18 protein-coding genes and 5 tRNA genes are annotated in these 17318 nt (G+C 40.1%); all 23 read left to right on the forward strand.

The window, feature by feature from the left end:
* Positions 1-44 precede the first annotated feature (44 nt).
* The 23 genes from O1449_RS01195 (at position 45) to rplA (ending at position 17138) form a co-directional block, all read left to right on the forward strand.
* Positions 45-785 carry a LytR/AlgR family response regulator transcription factor gene (locus O1449_RS01195; protein ID WP_269229032.1) on the forward strand — a complete coding sequence of 247 codons (741 nt, stop codon included), beginning with the start codon at positions 45-47 and terminating at the stop codon, positions 783-785.
* Between the two features lie 103 nt (positions 786-888).
* Positions 889-1806 (forward strand): hydroxymethylbilane synthase, encoded by a 918-nt coding sequence (gene hemC / locus O1449_RS01200; RefSeq protein WP_269238934.1) that lies wholly within the window; start codon positions 889-891, stop codon positions 1804-1806.
* Entirely contained in the window at positions 1806-2582 is a 777-nt protein-coding gene (locus O1449_RS01205; protein ID WP_269238935.1) for a uroporphyrinogen-III synthase, read from the forward strand. The genes hemC and O1449_RS01205 overlap by 1 nt, the downstream gene beginning before the upstream one ends.
* The gene (locus tag O1449_RS01210) at positions 2579-3406 is read left to right on the forward strand and encodes a hypothetical protein (RefSeq protein WP_269238936.1); all 828 of its coding nucleotides are present in this window, start codon (positions 2579-2581) and stop codon (positions 3404-3406) included. Before O1449_RS01205 ends, O1449_RS01210 begins: the two co-directional genes overlap by 4 nt.
* A 7-nt stretch (positions 3407-3413) precedes the next feature.
* Positions 3414-4607: a heme biosynthesis protein HemY gene (locus O1449_RS01215; RefSeq protein ID WP_269229028.1), complete on the forward strand. Its 1194-nt coding sequence runs from the start codon at positions 3414-3416 to the stop codon at positions 4605-4607.
* Positions 4608-4614: 7 nt separating this feature from the next.
* Positions 4615-5052: an acyl-CoA thioesterase gene (locus O1449_RS01220; protein ID WP_269229027.1), complete on the forward strand. Its 438-nt coding sequence runs from the start codon at positions 4615-4617 to the stop codon at positions 5050-5052.
* Between the two features lie 397 nt (positions 5053-5449).
* Positions 5450-5776: an H-NS histone family protein gene (locus O1449_RS01225; RefSeq protein WP_018679168.1), complete on the forward strand. Its 327-nt coding sequence runs from the start codon at positions 5450-5452 to the stop codon at positions 5774-5776.
* A 176-nt stretch (positions 5777-5952) separates the two neighbouring features.
* Positions 5953-6696 (forward strand): type II secretion system protein N, encoded by a 744-nt coding sequence (gene gspN, locus O1449_RS01230; RefSeq protein ID WP_241306802.1) that lies wholly within the window; start codon positions 5953-5955, stop codon positions 6694-6696.
* A complete protein-coding gene (locus O1449_RS01235) occupies positions 6696-7529 on the forward strand; it encodes a type II secretion system protein N (protein WP_269229026.1) in 834 nt (277 codons plus the stop codon). The genes gspN and O1449_RS01235 overlap by 1 nt, the downstream gene beginning before the upstream one ends.
* Before the next feature lie 41 nt (positions 7530-7570).
* On the forward strand, positions 7571-9829 hold the full coding sequence (gspD, locus tag O1449_RS01240) for a type II secretion system secretin GspD (protein ID WP_269238937.1): 2259 nt from the start codon (positions 7571-7573) through the stop codon (positions 9827-9829).
* Between the two features lie 64 nt (positions 9830-9893).
* On the forward strand, positions 9894-10511 hold the full coding sequence (locus O1449_RS01245) for an FHA domain-containing protein (RefSeq protein ID WP_269229024.1): 618 nt from the start codon (positions 9894-9896) through the stop codon (positions 10509-10511).
* 69 nt (positions 10512-10580) lie between these two features.
* A complete protein-coding gene (locus O1449_RS01250) occupies positions 10581-11273 on the forward strand; it encodes a phosphoglycolate phosphatase (RefSeq protein ID WP_269238938.1) in 693 nt (230 codons plus the stop codon).
* 82 nt (positions 11274-11355) lie between these two features.
* Positions 11356-12849, forward strand: a complete 1494-nt coding sequence (gene trpE, locus O1449_RS01255; RefSeq protein WP_269238939.1) for an anthranilate synthase component I — start codon at positions 11356-11358, stop codon at positions 12847-12849.
* Between the two features lie 99 nt (positions 12850-12948).
* A tRNA-Thr gene (locus tag O1449_RS01260) sits at positions 12949-13024 on the forward strand.
* 53 nt (positions 13025-13077) lie between these two features.
* Positions 13078-13161 (forward strand) — tRNA-Tyr (locus O1449_RS01265).
* Between the two features lie 33 nt (positions 13162-13194).
* Positions 13195-13270, forward strand: a tRNA-Gly gene (locus O1449_RS01270).
* Between the two features lie 11 nt (positions 13271-13281).
* Positions 13282-13356: transfer RNA gene (locus O1449_RS01275), tRNA-Thr, on the forward strand.
* 164 nt (positions 13357-13520) lie between these two features.
* Positions 13521-14711, forward strand: coding sequence for an elongation factor Tu (gene tuf / locus O1449_RS01280; protein WP_269229021.1), 1191 nt, complete (start codon positions 13521-13523; stop codon positions 14709-14711).
* A 53-nt stretch (positions 14712-14764) separates the two neighbouring features.
* A tRNA-Trp gene (locus tag O1449_RS01285) sits at positions 14765-14840 on the forward strand.
* A gap of 76 nt (positions 14841-14916) precedes the next feature.
* On the forward strand, positions 14917-15357 hold the full coding sequence (secE, locus tag O1449_RS01290; RefSeq protein ID WP_004659360.1) for a preprotein translocase subunit SecE: 441 nt from the start codon (positions 14917-14919) through the stop codon (positions 15355-15357).
* 7 nt (positions 15358-15364) lie between these two features.
* Complete coding sequence (nusG, locus tag O1449_RS01295; protein ID WP_004659359.1) at positions 15365-15898, forward strand: transcription termination/antitermination protein NusG; 534 nt, start codon at positions 15365-15367, stop codon at positions 15896-15898.
* A 112-nt stretch (positions 15899-16010) separates the two neighbouring features.
* Positions 16011-16439 (forward strand): 50S ribosomal protein L11, encoded by a 429-nt coding sequence (gene rplK / locus O1449_RS01300; RefSeq protein WP_004637639.1) that lies wholly within the window; start codon positions 16011-16013, stop codon positions 16437-16439.
* A 3-nt stretch (positions 16440-16442) separates the two neighbouring features.
* On the forward strand, positions 16443-17138 hold the full coding sequence (gene rplA, locus O1449_RS01305) for a 50S ribosomal protein L1 (protein WP_269229020.1): 696 nt from the start codon (positions 16443-16445) through the stop codon (positions 17136-17138).
* The last annotated feature ends 180 nt before the right edge of the window (positions 17139-17318 follow it).

Raw genomic sequence — 17318 nt, forward strand, 5'->3', positions numbered from 1 at the left:
CCATAAAAATGACGGATGAAGTTAACGGTGACAAGGAGGAGAGGATGAAAGTTCTGATTGCTGATGATGAACCTCTCGCAGTAGAGCGTTTGTCACGTTTAGTGACCCAAATGGGTCATGAAGTGATTGCGACGGCGCATCATGGGCAGGATGTGTTAAACCATATAGAAAATGATTCGCCCGATGTTGTTCTATTAGATATTCAAATGCCTGGAATGAACGGATTGGAGTGCGCTGAGCAGATCAGTCATCTTCACCCTCGTCCAGCTATTATTTTTTGTACAGCATATGATCAACACGCATTGGAAGCGTTTAAGTTTCAAGCACAGGGATATTTGCTCAAGCCTATTGCACAACAAGATTTACAACAGGTGTTCAATAGTCTGACGCAACTTACACAAGCACAAATGACTGGTTTACAACAACAAGACGATATGTACGATACTAAAACTCAACGCCATCAAATTGCTGCGAAAACTTATCGCGGGGTCGAACTTATTCCAATCGAGAATATTTACTATTTTCTAGCAGATCAGAAATACGTCACTGTTCGTCATCGGAATGGCAGTGTATTAATTGATGAAACTTTGAAAGATCTAGAATCTGAGTTTTCAGATCGTTTCATTCGAATTCATCGTAATGCTTTAGTTTCTCTTGATTATTTAGAAGGATTGGAACTGATTGCGGCGGGTCAGTATCAGGTTAGATTGCGTGAGTTGGATGAGCGCTTATCTGTGAGTCGCCGTCATTTACCAAGCTTAAGAGAATGTATGCATCAATTATAAAATATTGAGCTTAAGTCAGATGAAAAATCAGTTTTTGCTTGCAATTTTAGGTGAGCAAGTTAAGTTTGAAACAATTGTTTTGATCCATGCTTAACTTGAATTTATGAAAACCTTAAAAATTGCGACTCGACAAAGCCCACTTGCACTTTGGCAGGCGGAGCATATTCGCTCCCGTTTAAACGTGCTTTATCCAGATTTAACGGTTGAGTTGCTTAAGTTTGTGACGCAGGGTGATAAAATTCTAGATACACCTTTGGCAAAAATTGGTGGTAAGGGATTATTCGTTAAAGAACTGGAAGCTGCTTTGTTAGATGGTCGCGCTGATTTGGCGGTCCATTCAATGAAAGACGTGCCAATGCACTTACCAGAAGGTTTAACGCTCGCTGTCACTTGTGAGCGAGAAGACCCACTTGATGCCTTTGTTTCGAATCATTACCAAAGTTTTGATGAGTTACCTCAAGGTGCCAAAGTAGGTACATCTAGTTTGCGTCGCAAATGCCAGATTTTACAAATACGTCCTGATTTAGAGATTATTGACTTACGTGGCAATGTGGGGACACGTTTATCAAAACTTGATGATGGTCTATATGATGCCATTATTTTAGCCAGTGCAGGTCTAAAGCGTTTAGGTTTAGCGGATCGAATTCGTCATTGTTTAGCGCCTGTTTTAAGTTTACCTGCTGTTGGTCAGGGTGCATTGGGCTTAGAGTGCCGTGCAGATGATGTGGAATTATTAAAAATTATCCAACCATTACAGCATGAAGAAACCTCAATTTGTGTGCGTGCAGAACGTGCGTTTAATGCCTATCTAGAAGGTGGTTGTCAAGTTCCAATCGCAGGATATGCAACTTTAGCCAATGATCAGCTCAGCATAGAAGGTCGTGTGGGAAGTGTTGATGGGAAAATCTTACTAAAACAACAATTGGTTGGAACTTCAGAAGATGCTGAACAATTAGGTGAACAACTTGCACAATGCTTATTGGAGCAAGGTGCAGGTGAATTGTTAAAAGCGCTTTATTAATGCTTTTTATTAATACGCGCCCTGAAGACCGTGCTGTGAACTTAACGCAAGCATTGTTGGAAGTGGGTCATCAGGTTATCAATCTGCCATTATTGGAACTTGTTGCTGAACCTTTTTCGTTGAATTTACGTGAACTGTATCAGCAACTTGAGCAGGTGCAAGTTATTGTTGTGGTCAGCCCGACCGCCGTTGATGTCGGTATGCAATATTTACAACAACAAAAGATATCCTTAGATCAACTCAAGCATGTGCAATGGATCGCAGTGGGGCAAGCAACGGCCCAAGCACTCGCAAAATTTAATGTAGACAGTCACATCCCCGAGGTTGAAAATTCAGAAGGTATGCTAGATCTCCCGATATTAAATCAACACGTGCATTTGGATAAAGTTGCTTTTTGGCGTGGTCTTGGGGGGCGGCAGTTTATGATGCAACGGTTGCAACAGCAAGGTGTCGAGATTCTTAATTTTGTTCTTTATCGTCGCCAATGCCCAATACAAAGTGTTACGCTTTTTCCAAAAATTTTAAAAAAAATAATGCCAAGTCAACCTGTTATGGTGTTGATTAGTAGTGAGGCGAGTTGGAATAATTGGCAGCAGCTTTGTGGTCAAAATAATATAGATGTGAAATGGATATATTTGGCGCTAGGTGAACGTTTAGCGCAGCTACTCAAAAATGCACGATTGCAAACACATCAAGAGATTAACATTATTCAGCTTGATAATTTATCTACATCAGAGATTATTCAACGTATCGGTGCTTGGCAAGGGCGTATATGAGAAAGATTGTTTACCTGATTTTATTACTAAGTTTATTATGGTTAGCCAAACTTAGTTATGACGTAGCACAATATTCTCAGATCGTTCCTCAACTCCAGCAACAGCTTACACAGCAGCAGCAACGTTATTCTTTGCTGAATGATCAATTTGTCGCTGTGCAGCGACAATTGCAAGATGCTCATTTATCTGACCCTTCAGAAGCTTCGAGCTTACCCAGTATGGTCACGGGTGTTGCTCCTGTTATATTAATCAAACAGCAATTAGAGTTAGTTCAATTCGCAATAGATCAACAACAGTTCATTTATGCGATTGATCAATTAAATCAAGTACAGCAGCATATTGTTCAATATACGGTTTCTCCTGCTTTACAGCATAGTCTGATGAAAGCGATCGAACAGGATAAACAAGCTATTCAACATTATGTGCTTATCCAAACCCAACAGCAGCAACAGATTGATACTTTATTGCAGCAGTTGGATCAAAAGCTTTTACAAGAAGTGCATAACCCAACTATTAAAATGCAAAAAGCTGAAGCTTCTTCATGGTGGTCTTGGTTCAAATTTGAAAAGGTGCAACGTACACAGCCTGATTTAATCAATCGTCATCTCATTTTAAAGGAAGCCCAGTTACGGTTACTGCTTGCTTCGCAGGCTTTACATCAAGGGCAGGCATCTGAGTATCGCAAATCCGTTCAAGAGGTAATTCGATTATTATCAATATTACCTGATCAAAACAGTCAAACGATCAAGCAAAAATTAGAAAAGCTGTTAAATCTTTCAGTTATTCCGACACCTAAATTAATGACCCTTGGTTTACTGGGGTAATGTAATTATGAAACAATTGGTGCTCATTTATTTACTTGTAAGCCTATTATTTTTTGCTATGTTTGCCATGCTGAGCTATGGCTACGGTAATGGCTATGTGTATATTTACTGGCGCGATTGGCAGTTCCAAAGCAGTTTATGGGGCTTAATCGCACTTTTTATTGTGATTAGTTTATTTGCACAGTTGTTATGGTTTGTGAGTCGCAGATATTTTGCGCGAGAACAGCGTAAGAAAGAAAATATTTTACAATTTAAAGATCTACATCCATATGAACAGCTCGGTATAGTCTGGCTGCTTGATGCGGCAAAAGAACAGCAAGAATTTATTGAGCGTGTTTTTACTCAATCAGGCTTACTGAGTAATATTGTTGATGCGCAATTTGATTATAAAAATGGTGACTATCAACTCGCTTTGCAGAAACTAGAGAAATCAGCACCGATGGCCTTTGAGCTTGCAGAACTACAGCGGATCGATATTTTCTTAGAACAACATGAAACAGAAAAAGCATTAACCCATTTAGAATTCCTTGCACAGCATCAACTTTCACCTTGGTTGGCTGAGATTGAAACTGCTTACCAACAACGTATTACTGTTTTGTGGGGCAAACTTGCCTTACAACAGCCTTGGTTATTTTTACAATCAATTCAGCATGGTTTATTAAGTGCAGAACATCGCGATCTTTGGTTGCAACAATTACTCATACAGTTTGATCAAGCATCTGTGGATGACTTAGCTGCACTGCAACAGCGATATATTGCTCTAGAGAATGAAATTCAAGCACGACCATATAGTAGTAAGGTTTTGTGGTTGAAATTATTAGCACGTATGCCAGAAATGGGATTGCAGCATGAGGATCTTGCATTGCATTTATTGCAAGAAAATTTCGATCCAGAGGTTTTTTATCTTTGGTTCCAACAGCAACTACTGAAGCAAATTCCCGATTATAGCTATGTTGAGCAACGTATTATTCAGCTAGAACAGCGTTACACGAGTGTTCCAATGTTGACCTTTGCAAAATGGCATATTTATGTTGCAACTCAACGTTCAGAAGAAGCTGAGCAATTATTAACTTTATATCCTGATAATATATTAATGAGCTATTTGCGGATTAAATCAACGCTTGGAGATAATCTGGATTTAATCAGACAGTTGAATTTAATCTTTGAAAATGATGTTAATTTTTTAAACTTTAAGATATGAGTGGAATATGAAAGAACTGTCTGTCTACCCTGTTGTATATCGACAAACAATTGCTTGGGGAGATATGGATGCTTTTGGGCATGTAAATAATGTGCAGTATTATCGTTATATTGAAAGTGCACGAATTGCTTATTTAATGGCATTAAATATTTTTGATCAAGATATAGTGACGGTGGTAGCCTCTAGTCAATGTAAATATTTAAAGCCAGTATTTTATCCTGATTTGCTGCATATTGGTGCACGTATTGAAGAGCTCAGAAATAGTGCTTTTCGAATGCATTATAGTTTATGGAGTGAAACACAAAACCAAATCGTTGCAACAGGAGAGGCGGTGATGGTTTGTCTTGATAAATTAACGTCCAATAAACAAGCTATTCCTGAATTGATTAAACAAAATATTATTGCTATTGAACAAAGTGTTGGAAATAATCTTGCATTAAAATAATTTTTATAAAGACTATTATGTCTATATTGATTCATTAAAGGCTTGGTTTTATATAATTGGCTTGCTTATTTAAGGATTGATTTAAAAATAAGATAAGCTTTTTATATGAAACTTATTGTCATAAAACCATCAAAAATTAAGAAAAAATTAATATTGATAAGATTTGGTAAGAACTGTTTTTTATAATCGAATTGAAATTAAATAGAGCCTGATTGATCAAATAATGCTGATATTTTTTGTTTTATTGTAAATATAAGATGATTTATGGTTATATTGTGATTAATTTGACTAATTTAATATTGATTATTTAATTGTATATAAATTAATATAGAATTGAATCTTTGAATTCATTTTTTATTTTGAGTGATATATTTCTTTTTGAGTTGGAGTGGTTCTCATGAAACCAGATATTAGTGATTTATCTGTGGAAGATTTAAAACGTTTACAGGTAGAAGCAGAAGCTTTAATTTTAAGTAAAAAAGATCAAGCAATTGAAGATGCTTATAATCAAATTATTGCGATTGCTGAAGCCGTTGGTTTTAGCGTTGAAGAATTATTAGAGTTAGGTGAGCAAAAGCGTAAGAAAACAACGCGCAAAGCAGTAGAACCACGCTACCGTAATAAAAATAATACAGAAGAAACTTGGACTGGTCGTGGTAAACAGCCACGTTGGTTAGTTGCTGAATTAGAAAAAGGCGCAAAACTTGAAGATTTTCTAATCTAAACAAGTTTTAGTCGTCATCGTTTTGTCATACGATGATTCTATGCTTCATTAAAGCCAAGCTTAAAAAGCTTGGTTTTTTTATATGAGAGAATTGGCGATGTTGAAAAAGTATGCATAATGTCATTCAGGGGCGAGTGTCTCTAAAAGGATGATATTTTGCATTTGGTAAGGGTGGAATGAAGAAAAATACCAAACAATGGAAGTGGTGGGTTTTTGCCATTTTTGCATTTTTAATTTTTATTATTTTACAAATTCCAGCAACATGGTTAATTGCGAAATTTTCTAAAGATAATCAAATCTTACATAATGTTAGCGGCAATATTTGGCAGGGACAAGCGGATTGGCAAAAAGGTCAGTTACGTGGTTCTGTGCATTGGAAAACCCGTCCTTTAGATTTATTAATGTTGCGTCTTGGTGCAAATCTCGATATTCACAGCGGGAATACCCAATTTAATGGCATTTTTGGTTACGGTTTAGGTCAAAAGATTTTGATCAAAGATTTGCAAGGTGAAATTGCACCAGAGACTTTAAAGTATTTTGCCAATTGGCAGTGGCCTGAGAATTCAATTCAACTTAAAGATGTACAATTTAATTATCAAAAAGAAAAAGGCTTTACTTCAACTCAAGGTAAATTGCACTGGGGTGGTGGTGAGTTGAATTATACCTTTGGTCAACGCCAAGATCGTATGAATATGCCTTCATTAACTGCAGAAATGAAAGATGAAAATGGACAATTGCAAATAGATGTTCGGGATCAGCAAAGTCAGAAAATGGCGAATCTAAGTTTAGACCCGAATCTTATGCTCGATGTTCAATTGACACAGCGGATGTTATTAAATGTACCATCTTATCAAGGTAAAGCGGGACTCGACACTTATGTGATTAGTTCTCGCCAACCATTGTTGCAAGGTGGTTTTTAATGAAAACAATAGCACAAAAACTACAACAGTTTCGTTGGCAGCAATTCGATAAAACAAGTGCTTTTATCCTAGCCTTACTAATTTTATGGTTGTGCTGGAAGTTAGCTTCTTTATTTTGGTGGGTGGTGGCTCCACCTCAGCCGATGCAGTTTGATCGTGTTGCATTAGGTTCACAACAGGCGCAAGTTCCTAATATTAGTTCTTTTGCACTATTTAATGAACCTGCTGCCACGACAGCACAAGATAATGTCAATGTGGAGTTGCAGGGCGTACTGTTGGGTTATCCAAGCTATTTGTCATCGGCGGTTATTAAGTTAAACGATACTGCTGAACGTTATCGTGTTGGTGAAACCATCGGTTCAACTTCCTATCAACTGGCGGAAGTGTATTGGGACCATGTCATTCTGAAGCAGGGTAATGGTGCAACACGAGAAGTTAAATTTAAGGGTTTAGATAATGGTTTATACCAGCCAATTACCCCTGTATTAAACCCTCAAGCTGCAACACCTCAAACACCTGCGCCTGCTCAAAACTCATCGCAATCTGCACTAGGACAAGCGATCCAACAAATGCAGGAAAATCGTGAGCAGTATTTAAAAAATATGGGAGTGAGTGGTGGTTCAGACGGTTACGAAATCTCAGATCGAACACCAACGAATTTAAAAAATACCTTGGGTTTGCGGTCTGGTGATCGTATTCTATCGATCAACGGTCAGACAGTCGGGCAGGGTCTTAGCGAAGTGCAATTATTAGAGCAAGTACGTCGTGAAGGACATGCCAAAATAGAAATAAAACGTGGTGATCAAGTGATGACCATACAACAAAGTTTTTAGTGATAACACGTCATCACATTAGTTAGGAATAAGTGCAGGTTATGGCTTTCTTGAATCATCAACGTCCACTTTGGGCACTACTTGCTGCCGCACCTTTGGTTGCGACCATCAGTACCAATGTGCAAGCACAAACATGGAAGATTAATCTACGTGATGCGGATTTAACGGCATTTATTAATGAAGTCGCTGATATTACGGGTAAGAACTTTGCAGTTGATCCTCGTGTGCGCGGGAACGTTACTGTTATTTCCAATAAACCTCTCAATAAAGATGAGGTGTATGACCTATTTTTAGGTGTATTGAATGTTAATGGTGTAGTTGCACTTCCATCAGGTAATACGGTCAAGTTAGTCCCCGATAGCAATGCTAAAAACTCAGGGATTCCTTACGATGCACGAAGTCGTGCAGGTGGTGATCAAATTGTTACTCGCGTCATTTGGTTACAAAATACGAATCCAAATGATTTGATTCCTGCGTTACGACCATTGATGCCGCAATTTGCACATTTGGCTGCTGTTGCTGGCACCAATGCTTTGATTGTTTCAGATCGTGCCACGAATATTTATCAACTTGAAAATATTATCCGTAATTTGGATGGTACAGGGCAAAATGATATTGAAGCGATCAGTTTACAATCAAGTCAGGCTGAAGAAGTTATTGGTTTGCTCGAAACCATGAGTGCAACAGGTGCCTCTAAAGATTTTATTGGTTCGCGTGTGCGAATTATTGCAGATAATCGAACCAATCGTATTTTAATTAAGGGTGATCCTGATTCACGCAAACGTTTACGCCAGATGATTGAAATGCTCGATGTTCCATCGGCAGATCGCTTGGGTGGTTTGAAAGTATTCCGTTTGAAATATGCGAGTGCCAAGAACTTAGCTGAAATTCTACAAGGTTTAGTCACAGGGCAGTCAGTTTCGTCCTCATCAAATTCTAGTGCTAGTAAATCAAACTCAATTAGCAATCTAGTTTCAAATAATCAAAATTCGGGTTCATCGACGGGAACTTCAACCTCTTCAATTTCCACACCGTCAATTAATCTTAACAATAACAGTAATAATAGCCAAAATAGTGGTGTTACAAGCTTTAATAGTGCTGGTGTGAGTATTATTGCAGATAGCACTCAAAATGCTTTGGTTGTTAAAGCTGATCCGCAATTGATGCGTGAAATTGAGGCAGCCATTCAGCAGTTAGATACTCGACGTCAGCAAGTCTTGATCGAGGCTGCTATTATTGAAATTGTAGGTAGTGATGCTGATCAACTTGGTGTGCAATGGGCATTAGGTGATCTCAATAGCGGCGTTGGATTAATTAACTTTTCGAATGTTGGCTCTAGTATTTCTAAGCTCGCAGCAGGTTATTTAACAGGTGGGGCGGCTGGTGTTGGTTCCGCACTTGGTACAGGTTCATCCATTATCTTGGGTGAATACAAGGAAGGTGCGAATGGCTCGCGTAAATTGTATGGTGCTCTCATTCAAGCGCTAAAAGAAAATAAAAAATCAAATTTATTGTCTACACCATCTATCGTGACAATGGATAATGAAGAAGCGTATATCGTAGTGGGGCAGAATGTTCCATTTGTGACCGGCTCGGTTGCGACGAATGGAAACAGTACGGTGAATCCTTACACAACCGTTGAACGTAAAGATGTGGGTGTTACTTTAAAGGTGATCCCTCATATTGGTGAAGGTGGTTCTGTTCGACTTGAAGTGGAGCAAGAAGTTTCAAACGTTGAAAATAGTAAGGGTCAGGCTACTGATTTGGTGACAAGTAAACGAGCGATTAAAACTTCAGTCCTCGCAGATCATGGGCAAACTGTCGTGTTAGGTGGCTTGGTTACCGATCAGACTGATGTTAGTCGTCAAAGTTTGCCTGTTCTTGGGGATATTCCTTATCTTGGTCGTTTGTTCCGTTCAGATAGTCGTGGCAATCAAAAACGTAATTTACTTGTATTTATCCATCCAACCATAGTGGGTGATGCTGAGGATGTGCAACGTATATCTCAACAACGTTACAACCAGCTATACAGCCTCCAATTGTCTATGGATAAAAATGGTAATTTTGCAAAATTACCTGAAAATGTTGCGGATATTTATCGCCCACAACCTGCTGTAAGTAGCTCACCATACCAAAAAGTTCCAACAACAACGCAAAAAGAGGCTGTGGTTATCACAAAGCCTGTCGTTGTGGTCGAGCCTCAAATACAAAGAAAAACGGTGCAGCTTCCAGCCAAAGCAACTGAACGCAGTAAAAATACAGTGACAACCACGACGATTCGTCCTGCGTCTTCACAGTAGATGCACAGAAGCGCTTATGTCACAATGTTATGATTGAAAGAAATTATGATAAGGATAAACATCTATGACTTGGAAATTACAAGCCATTACAGGTGAATTTACAGGGCAAGAGATTAGTGTTGAGCGTGATATGTTGGTGGGGCGACATCAGGATGCAGATATTTTATTGCAATCTGCGGATATTTCGCGTCGTCACGCAGCACTGCTACTCAAAGGAGAGCAGTTGTGGGTGCAAGATTTAAATTCTTCAAACGGTACGTTTATTAATGATACCCGTGTTGAACAAGAAGCTGCTTTAAATGATGGCGATATTTTACAATTCGCGAGTTTTGTATTTTTAGTTTTGGCAATTGTGCCAACACTTACAGAGCTACCAGAAATTGAAGTTGAGCCAGTAACGGCAACGAAGCACGATGCGGGCATGCCAACGCTTGCAGAGCGAGCTTCGGAAACTTCGATTAATCGAGATGGTATGCCGCAACAGGTTGGCATTCCAAAACCGGCACCAATTCCTGAAGGTATTGATGTTCAGGCTGCTGCTGAACAGCAACCGATCGCGATTGAAGAACCTATTTCTCGTGTCCAACAAGAAATTGAACAGCAAAAAAATGCATCGATTGGTTTAATTTCAATTGTTGTGCTCATCATTTTAGCTGTGATTGCTTGGTTATTCTTTAAATAATTATATTAAGCTTCTACAATCAAGGCATGCTCACATGGGCGTGCCTTTTTATTTCTTGAGTCGAAATCTATGTCTGTTGCTCAGTTACAACAACGAAATTTAATTTTATTTGATCTGGATGGGACACTTGTGGATTCGGCAGCTGATTTATATCGAGCAATGAATCTAAGTTTGGAAAAGCTGGCATTACCATTCGTAACAGAGGTGCAAATTCGAGCTTGGGTAGGCAAGGGTGCGGCTAAACTATGTGAGACTGTTTTGGAGCATTTGTTTGGGCAGATTGATGCCCAGCAGCAGAAGCAGTTGCTTGATACTTTCGTTGAGATTTATGAACAAGAATTATGTGTAAACACCAAAGTGTATGAAGGTGTTTTACCATTTTTGGATTACTGCCAAGAGCATAATATTACGATGGCTTGCGTAACTAATAAACCAGAGCATTTAGCGCAAGGTATCCTCAATATTTTGCAGTTAAGTCCATATTTTAAGATGGTGGTTGGTGGTGATAGTTTAGCTGAACGTAAACCCCATCCATTGCCTTTACTACACTGTATGCAGCAGCAAAATATTATAGCCTCACAAACTTTGATGATTGGTGATTCAAGTAATGATGTGGAAGCCGCCAGACGTGCAGGTATTGATTGTATTGTGGTCAGCTATGGCTATAATCATGGGGAAAGTATCTATGACTGTCAGCCACAGCAAGTGGTCGATAGTTTGGCAGAATTGATAGAAGATGATTTAGTCAGGAGACAAGCATGAAGTTTGTTATGGTTTTTCGATGGCGGGCTTGAAAAGGCACTACAGAAAAAACGCGCAGAAATTAAAACCATAGAGAAGATTCATGACGACCTTAGTACAATTTGAGCAATTAAAATCAGCAGGCTATAACACTATTCCTGTGTATCGCCAACGTTTAGCCGATACAGAAACCCCACTTTCTGTTTTTGCACGTTTTAAAGAACAAAAACAAGCTTATCTCTTTGAGTCCGTCGAAGGGGGCGAGAATTGGGCGCGCTATTCAATGATTGGTTTAGGGGAATCGATTGTTTTTTCCTGTAATGCAGGTGTATTAACCATTCAGCAAGCTGATGGTTCGCTTCGTCAGCAAGACTGTGCTGATCCGTTTCAATATATCCGCGATTTTCAAAGTCAATTTAAAGTACCAACTCAAGCTGAATTGCCTGAGTTACCAAGTTTTACTGGTGGCTTGGTTGGGTATCTGGGGTATGACGCGGTACGTTATATTGAACCAAAACTTAAAAACGTTCCCTCAGCTGATCCTGTGACCTTGCCAGATCTTTGGTTAATGTTGTCTCAAACCGTGATTGTGTTTGATAATTTAAAGGATACTTTGTTTTTAATTCATCATGCAGATTCGAGTGAGCCTGATGCCTATAATAAGGCTCAGCAGAAGCTGGATCAACTTGAGCAGTTGCTCGCTACGCCTGTCAGCTTACAAGCGAAACCTCATACTGCACCATATTTCGAATCCATTACGGGTAAAGAAAAGTTTTTAGAAACCGTTGAGAAAGTAAAAGAGTATATCCGTGCAGGCGATGTGATGCAGGTTGTGCCTGGTCAACGTATGGTATCTGACTTTGATGGTGAGGCTTTACAAGTTTATCGTGCATTGCGCCATCTCAATCCATCGCCGTATTTGTTTCTAGTGCAAGGACAAACCCTGACGGATCAAAAGCCATTTCATATTGTGGGTTCTTCGCCAGAAATTCTTTCACGCTTAGAAAATGGTATTGCAACAGTACGTCCTTTGGCTGGAACACGACCACGTGGTAAAACTAAGGAAGAAGATCTTGCCTTGGAGCAAGATTTACTCGCAGATGAAAAAGAGATTGCTGAACATTTAATGCTGATTGATCTTGGGCGTAACGATGTTGGGCGAGTTTCTAAAATTGGTAAAGTACAAGTGACTGATCGTATGGTGATTGAGCGTTATTCTCATGTTATGCATATCGTGTCTAATGTGCAGGGTGAAGTACGTGATGATGTGGATGCCTTAGATGTGTTTAAAGCAACCTTTCCTGCTGGAACACTTTCAGGTGCACCAAAAATCCGTGCTATGGAAATTATTGATGAAGTAGAGCCAGTTAAGCGAGGTGTATTTGGTGGTGCTGTAGGTTATTTAGGCTGGCATGGTGAAATGGACATGTCGATTGCGATTCGTACCTGTGTGATTCGTGATAAAAAGGTCTATGTACAGGCTGGGGCAGGCTTAGTTGCAGACTCAAATCCTGAATCAGAGTGGAATGAAACCCAAATAAAAGCTCGCGCAGTGATCAAAGCGGTTGAATTATCATCAAACGGATTGATTTTATGAGTTTTTAACGGTTTTTTTGAAAAAACCACTTGCATCGATTCAGAGTTTTGCTAAACTGCACACCGTTCCGATACGAAACGTACGAAACACTAAGAAAGAGCCGGCATAGCTCAGTTGGTAGAGCAACTGACTTGTAATCAGTAGGTCCACAGTTCGAATCCGTGTGCCGGCACCATCTTAAAAGTGTGGTAGTATAGAGTAAGGAACAGCACTGTGTAAGTGTGATATGGTGAGATTCCCGAGCGGCCAAAGGGGGCAGACTGTAACTCTGCTACGAAAGTTTCGAAGGTTCGAATCCTTCTCTCACCACCATCTAACTTCGATTGAAGTGGTAAGTACCAACATGCGGGAGTAACTCAGTTGGTAGAGTGGCAGCCTTCCAAGCTGCATGTCGCGAGTTCGATCCTCGTCTCCCGCTCCATCGAAGATGTCGCTCTTATAGCTCAGTGGTAGAGCACTCCCTTGGTAAGGGAGAGGTCTCGAGTTCAAATCTCGATAAGAGCTCCAGATATACAGCTTAGTAGAATTTCTACAAAATTTTTAAAGAAGCAGGCTATTATAGTCTGCTTTTCAAGTATTGGGTGTCTAGTTTTTTAGGCGAATGTCGATAAAGAAAGTTTTTCAGGGTTGTTTTTCTCTAAACTGGTGTCGACGTAAACGAGGAAAATCAAATGGCTAAGGCTAAGTTTGAACGTAATAAACCACACGTAAACGTGGGTACAATTGGTCACGTTGACCATGGTAAAACAACTTTAACTGCTGCGATTGCAACTATTTGTGCAAAAACTTACGGCGGTGAAGCGAAAGATTACTCACAAATCGACTCAGCTCCTGAAGAAAAAGCACGTGGTATTACAATTAATACTTCACACGTAGAATACGATTCTCCAATCCGTCACTACGCTCACGTAGACTGTCCTGGTCACGCCGATTATGTTAAAAACATGATTACTGGTGCTGCTCAGATGGATGGCGCGATCCTTGTATGTGCTGCGACTGATGGTCCAATGCCACAAACTCGTGAACACATCCTTCTTTCACGTCAGGTTGGTGTACCATTTATTCTTGTATTCCTTAACAAGTGTGACCTTGTTGATGATGAAGAATTACTTGAATTAGTAGAAATGGAAGTTCGTGAACTTCTTTCTACTTATGACTTCCCTGGTGATGACACTCCAATCATCCGTGGTTCAGCGCTTCAAGCATTAAACGGTAATGACGGTCCTTACGGTGAAGCATCAGTTCTTGCACTTGTTGAAGCGCTTGACTCTTACATCCCAGAACCAGAACGTGCAATCGACAAAGCATTCTTAATGCCAATCGAAGACGTATTCTCTATTTCTGGCCGTGGTACTGTTGTAACAGGTCGTGTTGAGTCTGGTATCGTTAAAGTTGGCGAAACAGTTGAAATCGTTGGTATCCGTGACACAGTTGTAACGACTGTAACTGGCGTAGAAATGTTCCGTAAACTTCTTGACGAAGGTCGTGCGGGCGAGAACTGTGGTGTTCTTCTACGTGGTACTAAGCGTGAAGACGTACAACGTGGTCAAGTACTTGCTAAACCAGGTACAATCAAGCCGCACACTAAATTCGATGCAGAAGTATACGTGCTTTCTAAAGAAGAAGGTGGTCGTCATACTCCATTCCTTAACGGTTACCGTCCACAGTTCTACTTCCGTACAACTGACGTAACTGGCGCAATCAAGTTACAAGAAGGCGTAGAAATGGTAATGCCTGGTGACAACGTTGAAATGTCAGTAGAGTTAATCCACCCGATCGCAATGGACCCAGGTCTACGTTTTGCGATCCGTGAAGGTGGTCGTACTGTAGGTGCTGGTGTTGTTGCTAAAGTAACTGCATAAGCCCAATATTGTATACATTCAAATCGGAAGCTTCGGCTTTCGATTTGCTTCATAGGCTAGTAGTTCAATTGGTAGAGCGTCGGTCTCCAAAACCGAATGTTGGGGGTTCGAGTCCCTCCTGGCCTGCCACTTTTTTTAAATAAAAAAGCTTAATTCTGGCTAAGTTGTCATATAATAATTCGCGAATTCTACGACGAGTAAAAAAATGTCGAATGATAAATCGCGTGACGCATTAAGCGACGCGCCAATCCCTCAAAGAAATAATGCTGCAGAAGTTATAAATGCAAGTTCTCCGCTTGATATTGTCTTGTGGTTAATTGCAATTGTTTTGTTAGTTGGTTCAGCATTGGTAAATCAACATTTACCAGCCTATTGGGCACCTGCAAATGATATTTGGGTGCGCGTTGGGGTAATTTTGGCTTGTGTCGTCGTCGCTTTAGGTTTATTATACGCCACCCATCAAGGCAAAGGCTTTGTGCGTTTGTTGCAAGATGCGCGAATTGAACTGCGTCGAGTGACTTGGCCAACAAAACAAGAGACGATCACGACATCGTGGCAGGTGCTTTTGGTTGTGGTTGTTGCATCATTGGTTTTATGGTGTTTCGATTACGGGTTAGGTTGGTTTATTAAGTTAATTATCGGGTAAGAGTGCGATGAAACGTTGGTATATTATTCATGCCTATTCAGGTTTTGAAAAACAAGTGATGCGTTCACTTAATGACCGAATCCAGCGCAGCACTGTTGCTGATAGTTTTGGTGAAGTCCTTGTTCCTACTGAAGAAGTAGTGGAAATGAAGGATGGTAAGAAGCGTAAGTCTGAGCGTAAATTCTTTCCTGGCTATGTATTAGTCGAAATGGAAATGAATGATGATACTTGGCACATCGTTAAAGAGTGTCCAAAGGTTCTAGGTTTTATTGGTGGTACACCAGAAAAACCAGCGCCAATTTCTCAACGTGAAGCTGATGCAATTCTTGCACGTGTACGTAATACAGGTGAAGCACCTCGTCCTAAGACAATGTTTGAGCCTGGTGAAGAATTACTCGTAGTTGATGGTCCGTTCACTGACTTTAAAGGGGTCGTGGAGGAAGTGCAATACGAAAAGTCACGTTTAACGTTGACGATTAATGTATTTAATCGACCAACGCAAGTTGAACTCGAATTTCGACAAGTCGAAAAAACGATTTAATTTGAGTTGGTTGGTAAGCGCCCGATTTGATCGGGCATTGTTGTTCTAACACTTCGGTGTTGTTTAATTTTTTGGGGAGCCTAGCGGCGACTGTACCCAGAGGTAATTTTCAATGGCTAAGAAGATTGACGGCTATATCAAGCTGCAAGTTCCAGCTGGTAAAGCAAATCCATCTCCACCAATTGGTCCTGCTTTAGGTCAACGTGGTGTAAACATCATGGCATTCTGTAAAGAATTCAATGCTGCTACACAAAAACTTGAAGTTGGCTTGCCAATTCCTGTCGTGATCACTGTGTACAACGATAAGTCGTTCACATTCATCATGAAAACTCCACCTGCATCTATTCTTCTTAAGAAAGCTGCTGGTATTCAAAAGGGTTCTTCTGTACCTAACAAAACTAAAGTTGGTAAGTTGACTCGTGCTCAATTAGAAGAAATTGCGACTACTAAAGAACCAGATTTAACTGGTGCTGATTTAGACGCTCGTGTGCGTACCATTGCTGGTTCTGCACGTTCTATGGGCTTGGAAGTGGAGCTATAAGACATGGCAAAGTTAACTAAACGTCAAAAAGCCATTGCTGCTGCTGTAGAAGCAAACAAAGTTTATACTTTGGAAGAAGCAGTACAAGTTCTTAACAGCCTTCCAGCTGCGAAGTTCAAAGAATCATTAGACATCTCTGTAAACCTTGGTGTTGATCCACGTAAATCTGATCAGGTTGTTCGTGGTGCGACGACTTTACCTGCGGGTACTGGTAAAACTGTACGTGTTGCAGTATTTGCTCAAGGTGCTGCTGCTGAAGCTGCGAAAGCTGCTGGTGCTGATGTTGTTGGATTTGATGATCTTGCTGAAAGCATTCAAGGTGGAAACCTTGATTTTGACGTCGTAATTGCTGCTCCTGATGCAATGCGCGTTGTTGGTAAGTTAGGTACAATTCTTGGTCCACGTGGCTTAATGCCAAACCCTAAAGTGGGTACAGTGACTCCAGATGTTGCTAATGCAGTTAAAAATGCTAAATCTGGTCAGGCACGTTACCGTGTAGACAAGGGTGGTATCATCCATGCTGCAATCGGTCAACTTGGCTTTAGCGAAGAAGCTGTGCGTCAAAACGTTGAAACTTTAATTGCAGATTTAAAACGTTTAAAACCTGCAACGTCTAAAGGTGTATACGTTAAGAAGATCACTTTGAGCTCAACTATGGGTCCTGGTTTGATCGTTGACGTAAACAACGTTTCTAAGTAATTAGAAAGAATTTTGAAGTCTTAGATTTTTTCATTGGAAAAATCTAAGCAAACTTTGAATTGATAAATGAATGTTTATCAGCGTCAAAGACCTCAGGCGAGGCAGTTCTTAGGGTTTGCTTCTTAAAATACCAGTCTGAGTAGACGCGGTGGTGTGATTTGTTGCTCCTCCGCGTGTAAG

This window comes from Acinetobacter sp. TR3, assembly GCF_027105055.1.
Lineage (GTDB): Bacteria > Pseudomonadota > Gammaproteobacteria > Pseudomonadales > Moraxellaceae > Acinetobacter.

What these genes read in the sequence shown, in the direction of transcription:
- nusG (WP_004659359.1), top strand. Translation starts at nt 15,365, where the DNA reads ATGAAACGTTGGTATATTATTCATGCCTATTCAGGTTTTGAAAAACAA.
- O1449_RS01195 (WP_269229032.1), top strand. Translation starts at nt 45, where the DNA reads ATGAAAGTTCTGATTGCTGATGATGAACCTCTCGCAGTAGAGCGTTTG.
- O1449_RS01235 (WP_269229026.1), top strand. Translation starts at nt 6,696, where the DNA reads ATGAAAACAATAGCACAAAAACTACAACAGTTTCGTTGGCAGCAATTC.
- secE (WP_004659360.1), top strand. Translation starts at nt 14,917, where the DNA reads ATGTCGAATGATAAATCGCGTGACGCATTAAGCGACGCGCCAATCCCT.
- O1449_RS01250 (WP_269238938.1), top strand. Translation starts at nt 10,581, where the DNA reads ATGTCTGTTGCTCAGTTACAACAACGAAATTTAATTTTATTTGATCTG.
- gspD (WP_269238937.1), top strand. Translation starts at nt 7,571, where the DNA reads ATGGCTTTCTTGAATCATCAACGTCCACTTTGGGCACTACTTGCTGCC.
- O1449_RS01205 (WP_269238935.1), top strand. Translation starts at nt 1,806, where the DNA reads ATGCTTTTTATTAATACGCGCCCTGAAGACCGTGCTGTGAACTTAACG.
- tuf (WP_269229021.1), top strand. Translation starts at nt 13,521, where the DNA reads ATGGCTAAGGCTAAGTTTGAACGTAATAAACCACACGTAAACGTGGGT.
- O1449_RS01220 (WP_269229027.1), top strand. Translation starts at nt 4,615, where the DNA reads ATGAAAGAACTGTCTGTCTACCCTGTTGTATATCGACAAACAATTGCT.
- O1449_RS01210 (WP_269238936.1), top strand. Translation starts at nt 2,579, where the DNA reads ATGAGAAAGATTGTTTACCTGATTTTATTACTAAGTTTATTATGGTTA.
- rplA (WP_269229020.1), top strand. Translation starts at nt 16,443, where the DNA reads ATGGCAAAGTTAACTAAACGTCAAAAAGCCATTGCTGCTGCTGTAGAA.
- rplK (WP_004637639.1), top strand. Translation starts at nt 16,011, where the DNA reads ATGGCTAAGAAGATTGACGGCTATATCAAGCTGCAAGTTCCAGCTGGT.
- O1449_RS01225 (WP_018679168.1), top strand. Translation starts at nt 5,450, where the DNA reads ATGAAACCAGATATTAGTGATTTATCTGTGGAAGATTTAAAACGTTTA.
- O1449_RS01245 (WP_269229024.1), top strand. Translation starts at nt 9,894, where the DNA reads ATGACTTGGAAATTACAAGCCATTACAGGTGAATTTACAGGGCAAGAG.
- trpE (WP_269238939.1), top strand. Translation starts at nt 11,356, where the DNA reads ATGACGACCTTAGTACAATTTGAGCAATTAAAATCAGCAGGCTATAAC.
- O1449_RS01215 (WP_269229028.1), top strand. Translation starts at nt 3,414, where the DNA reads ATGAAACAATTGGTGCTCATTTATTTACTTGTAAGCCTATTATTTTTT.
- hemC (WP_269238934.1), top strand. Translation starts at nt 889, where the DNA reads ATGAAAACCTTAAAAATTGCGACTCGACAAAGCCCACTTGCACTTTGG.
- gspN (WP_241306802.1), top strand. Translation starts at nt 5,953, where the DNA reads ATGAAGAAAAATACCAAACAATGGAAGTGGTGGGTTTTTGCCATTTTT.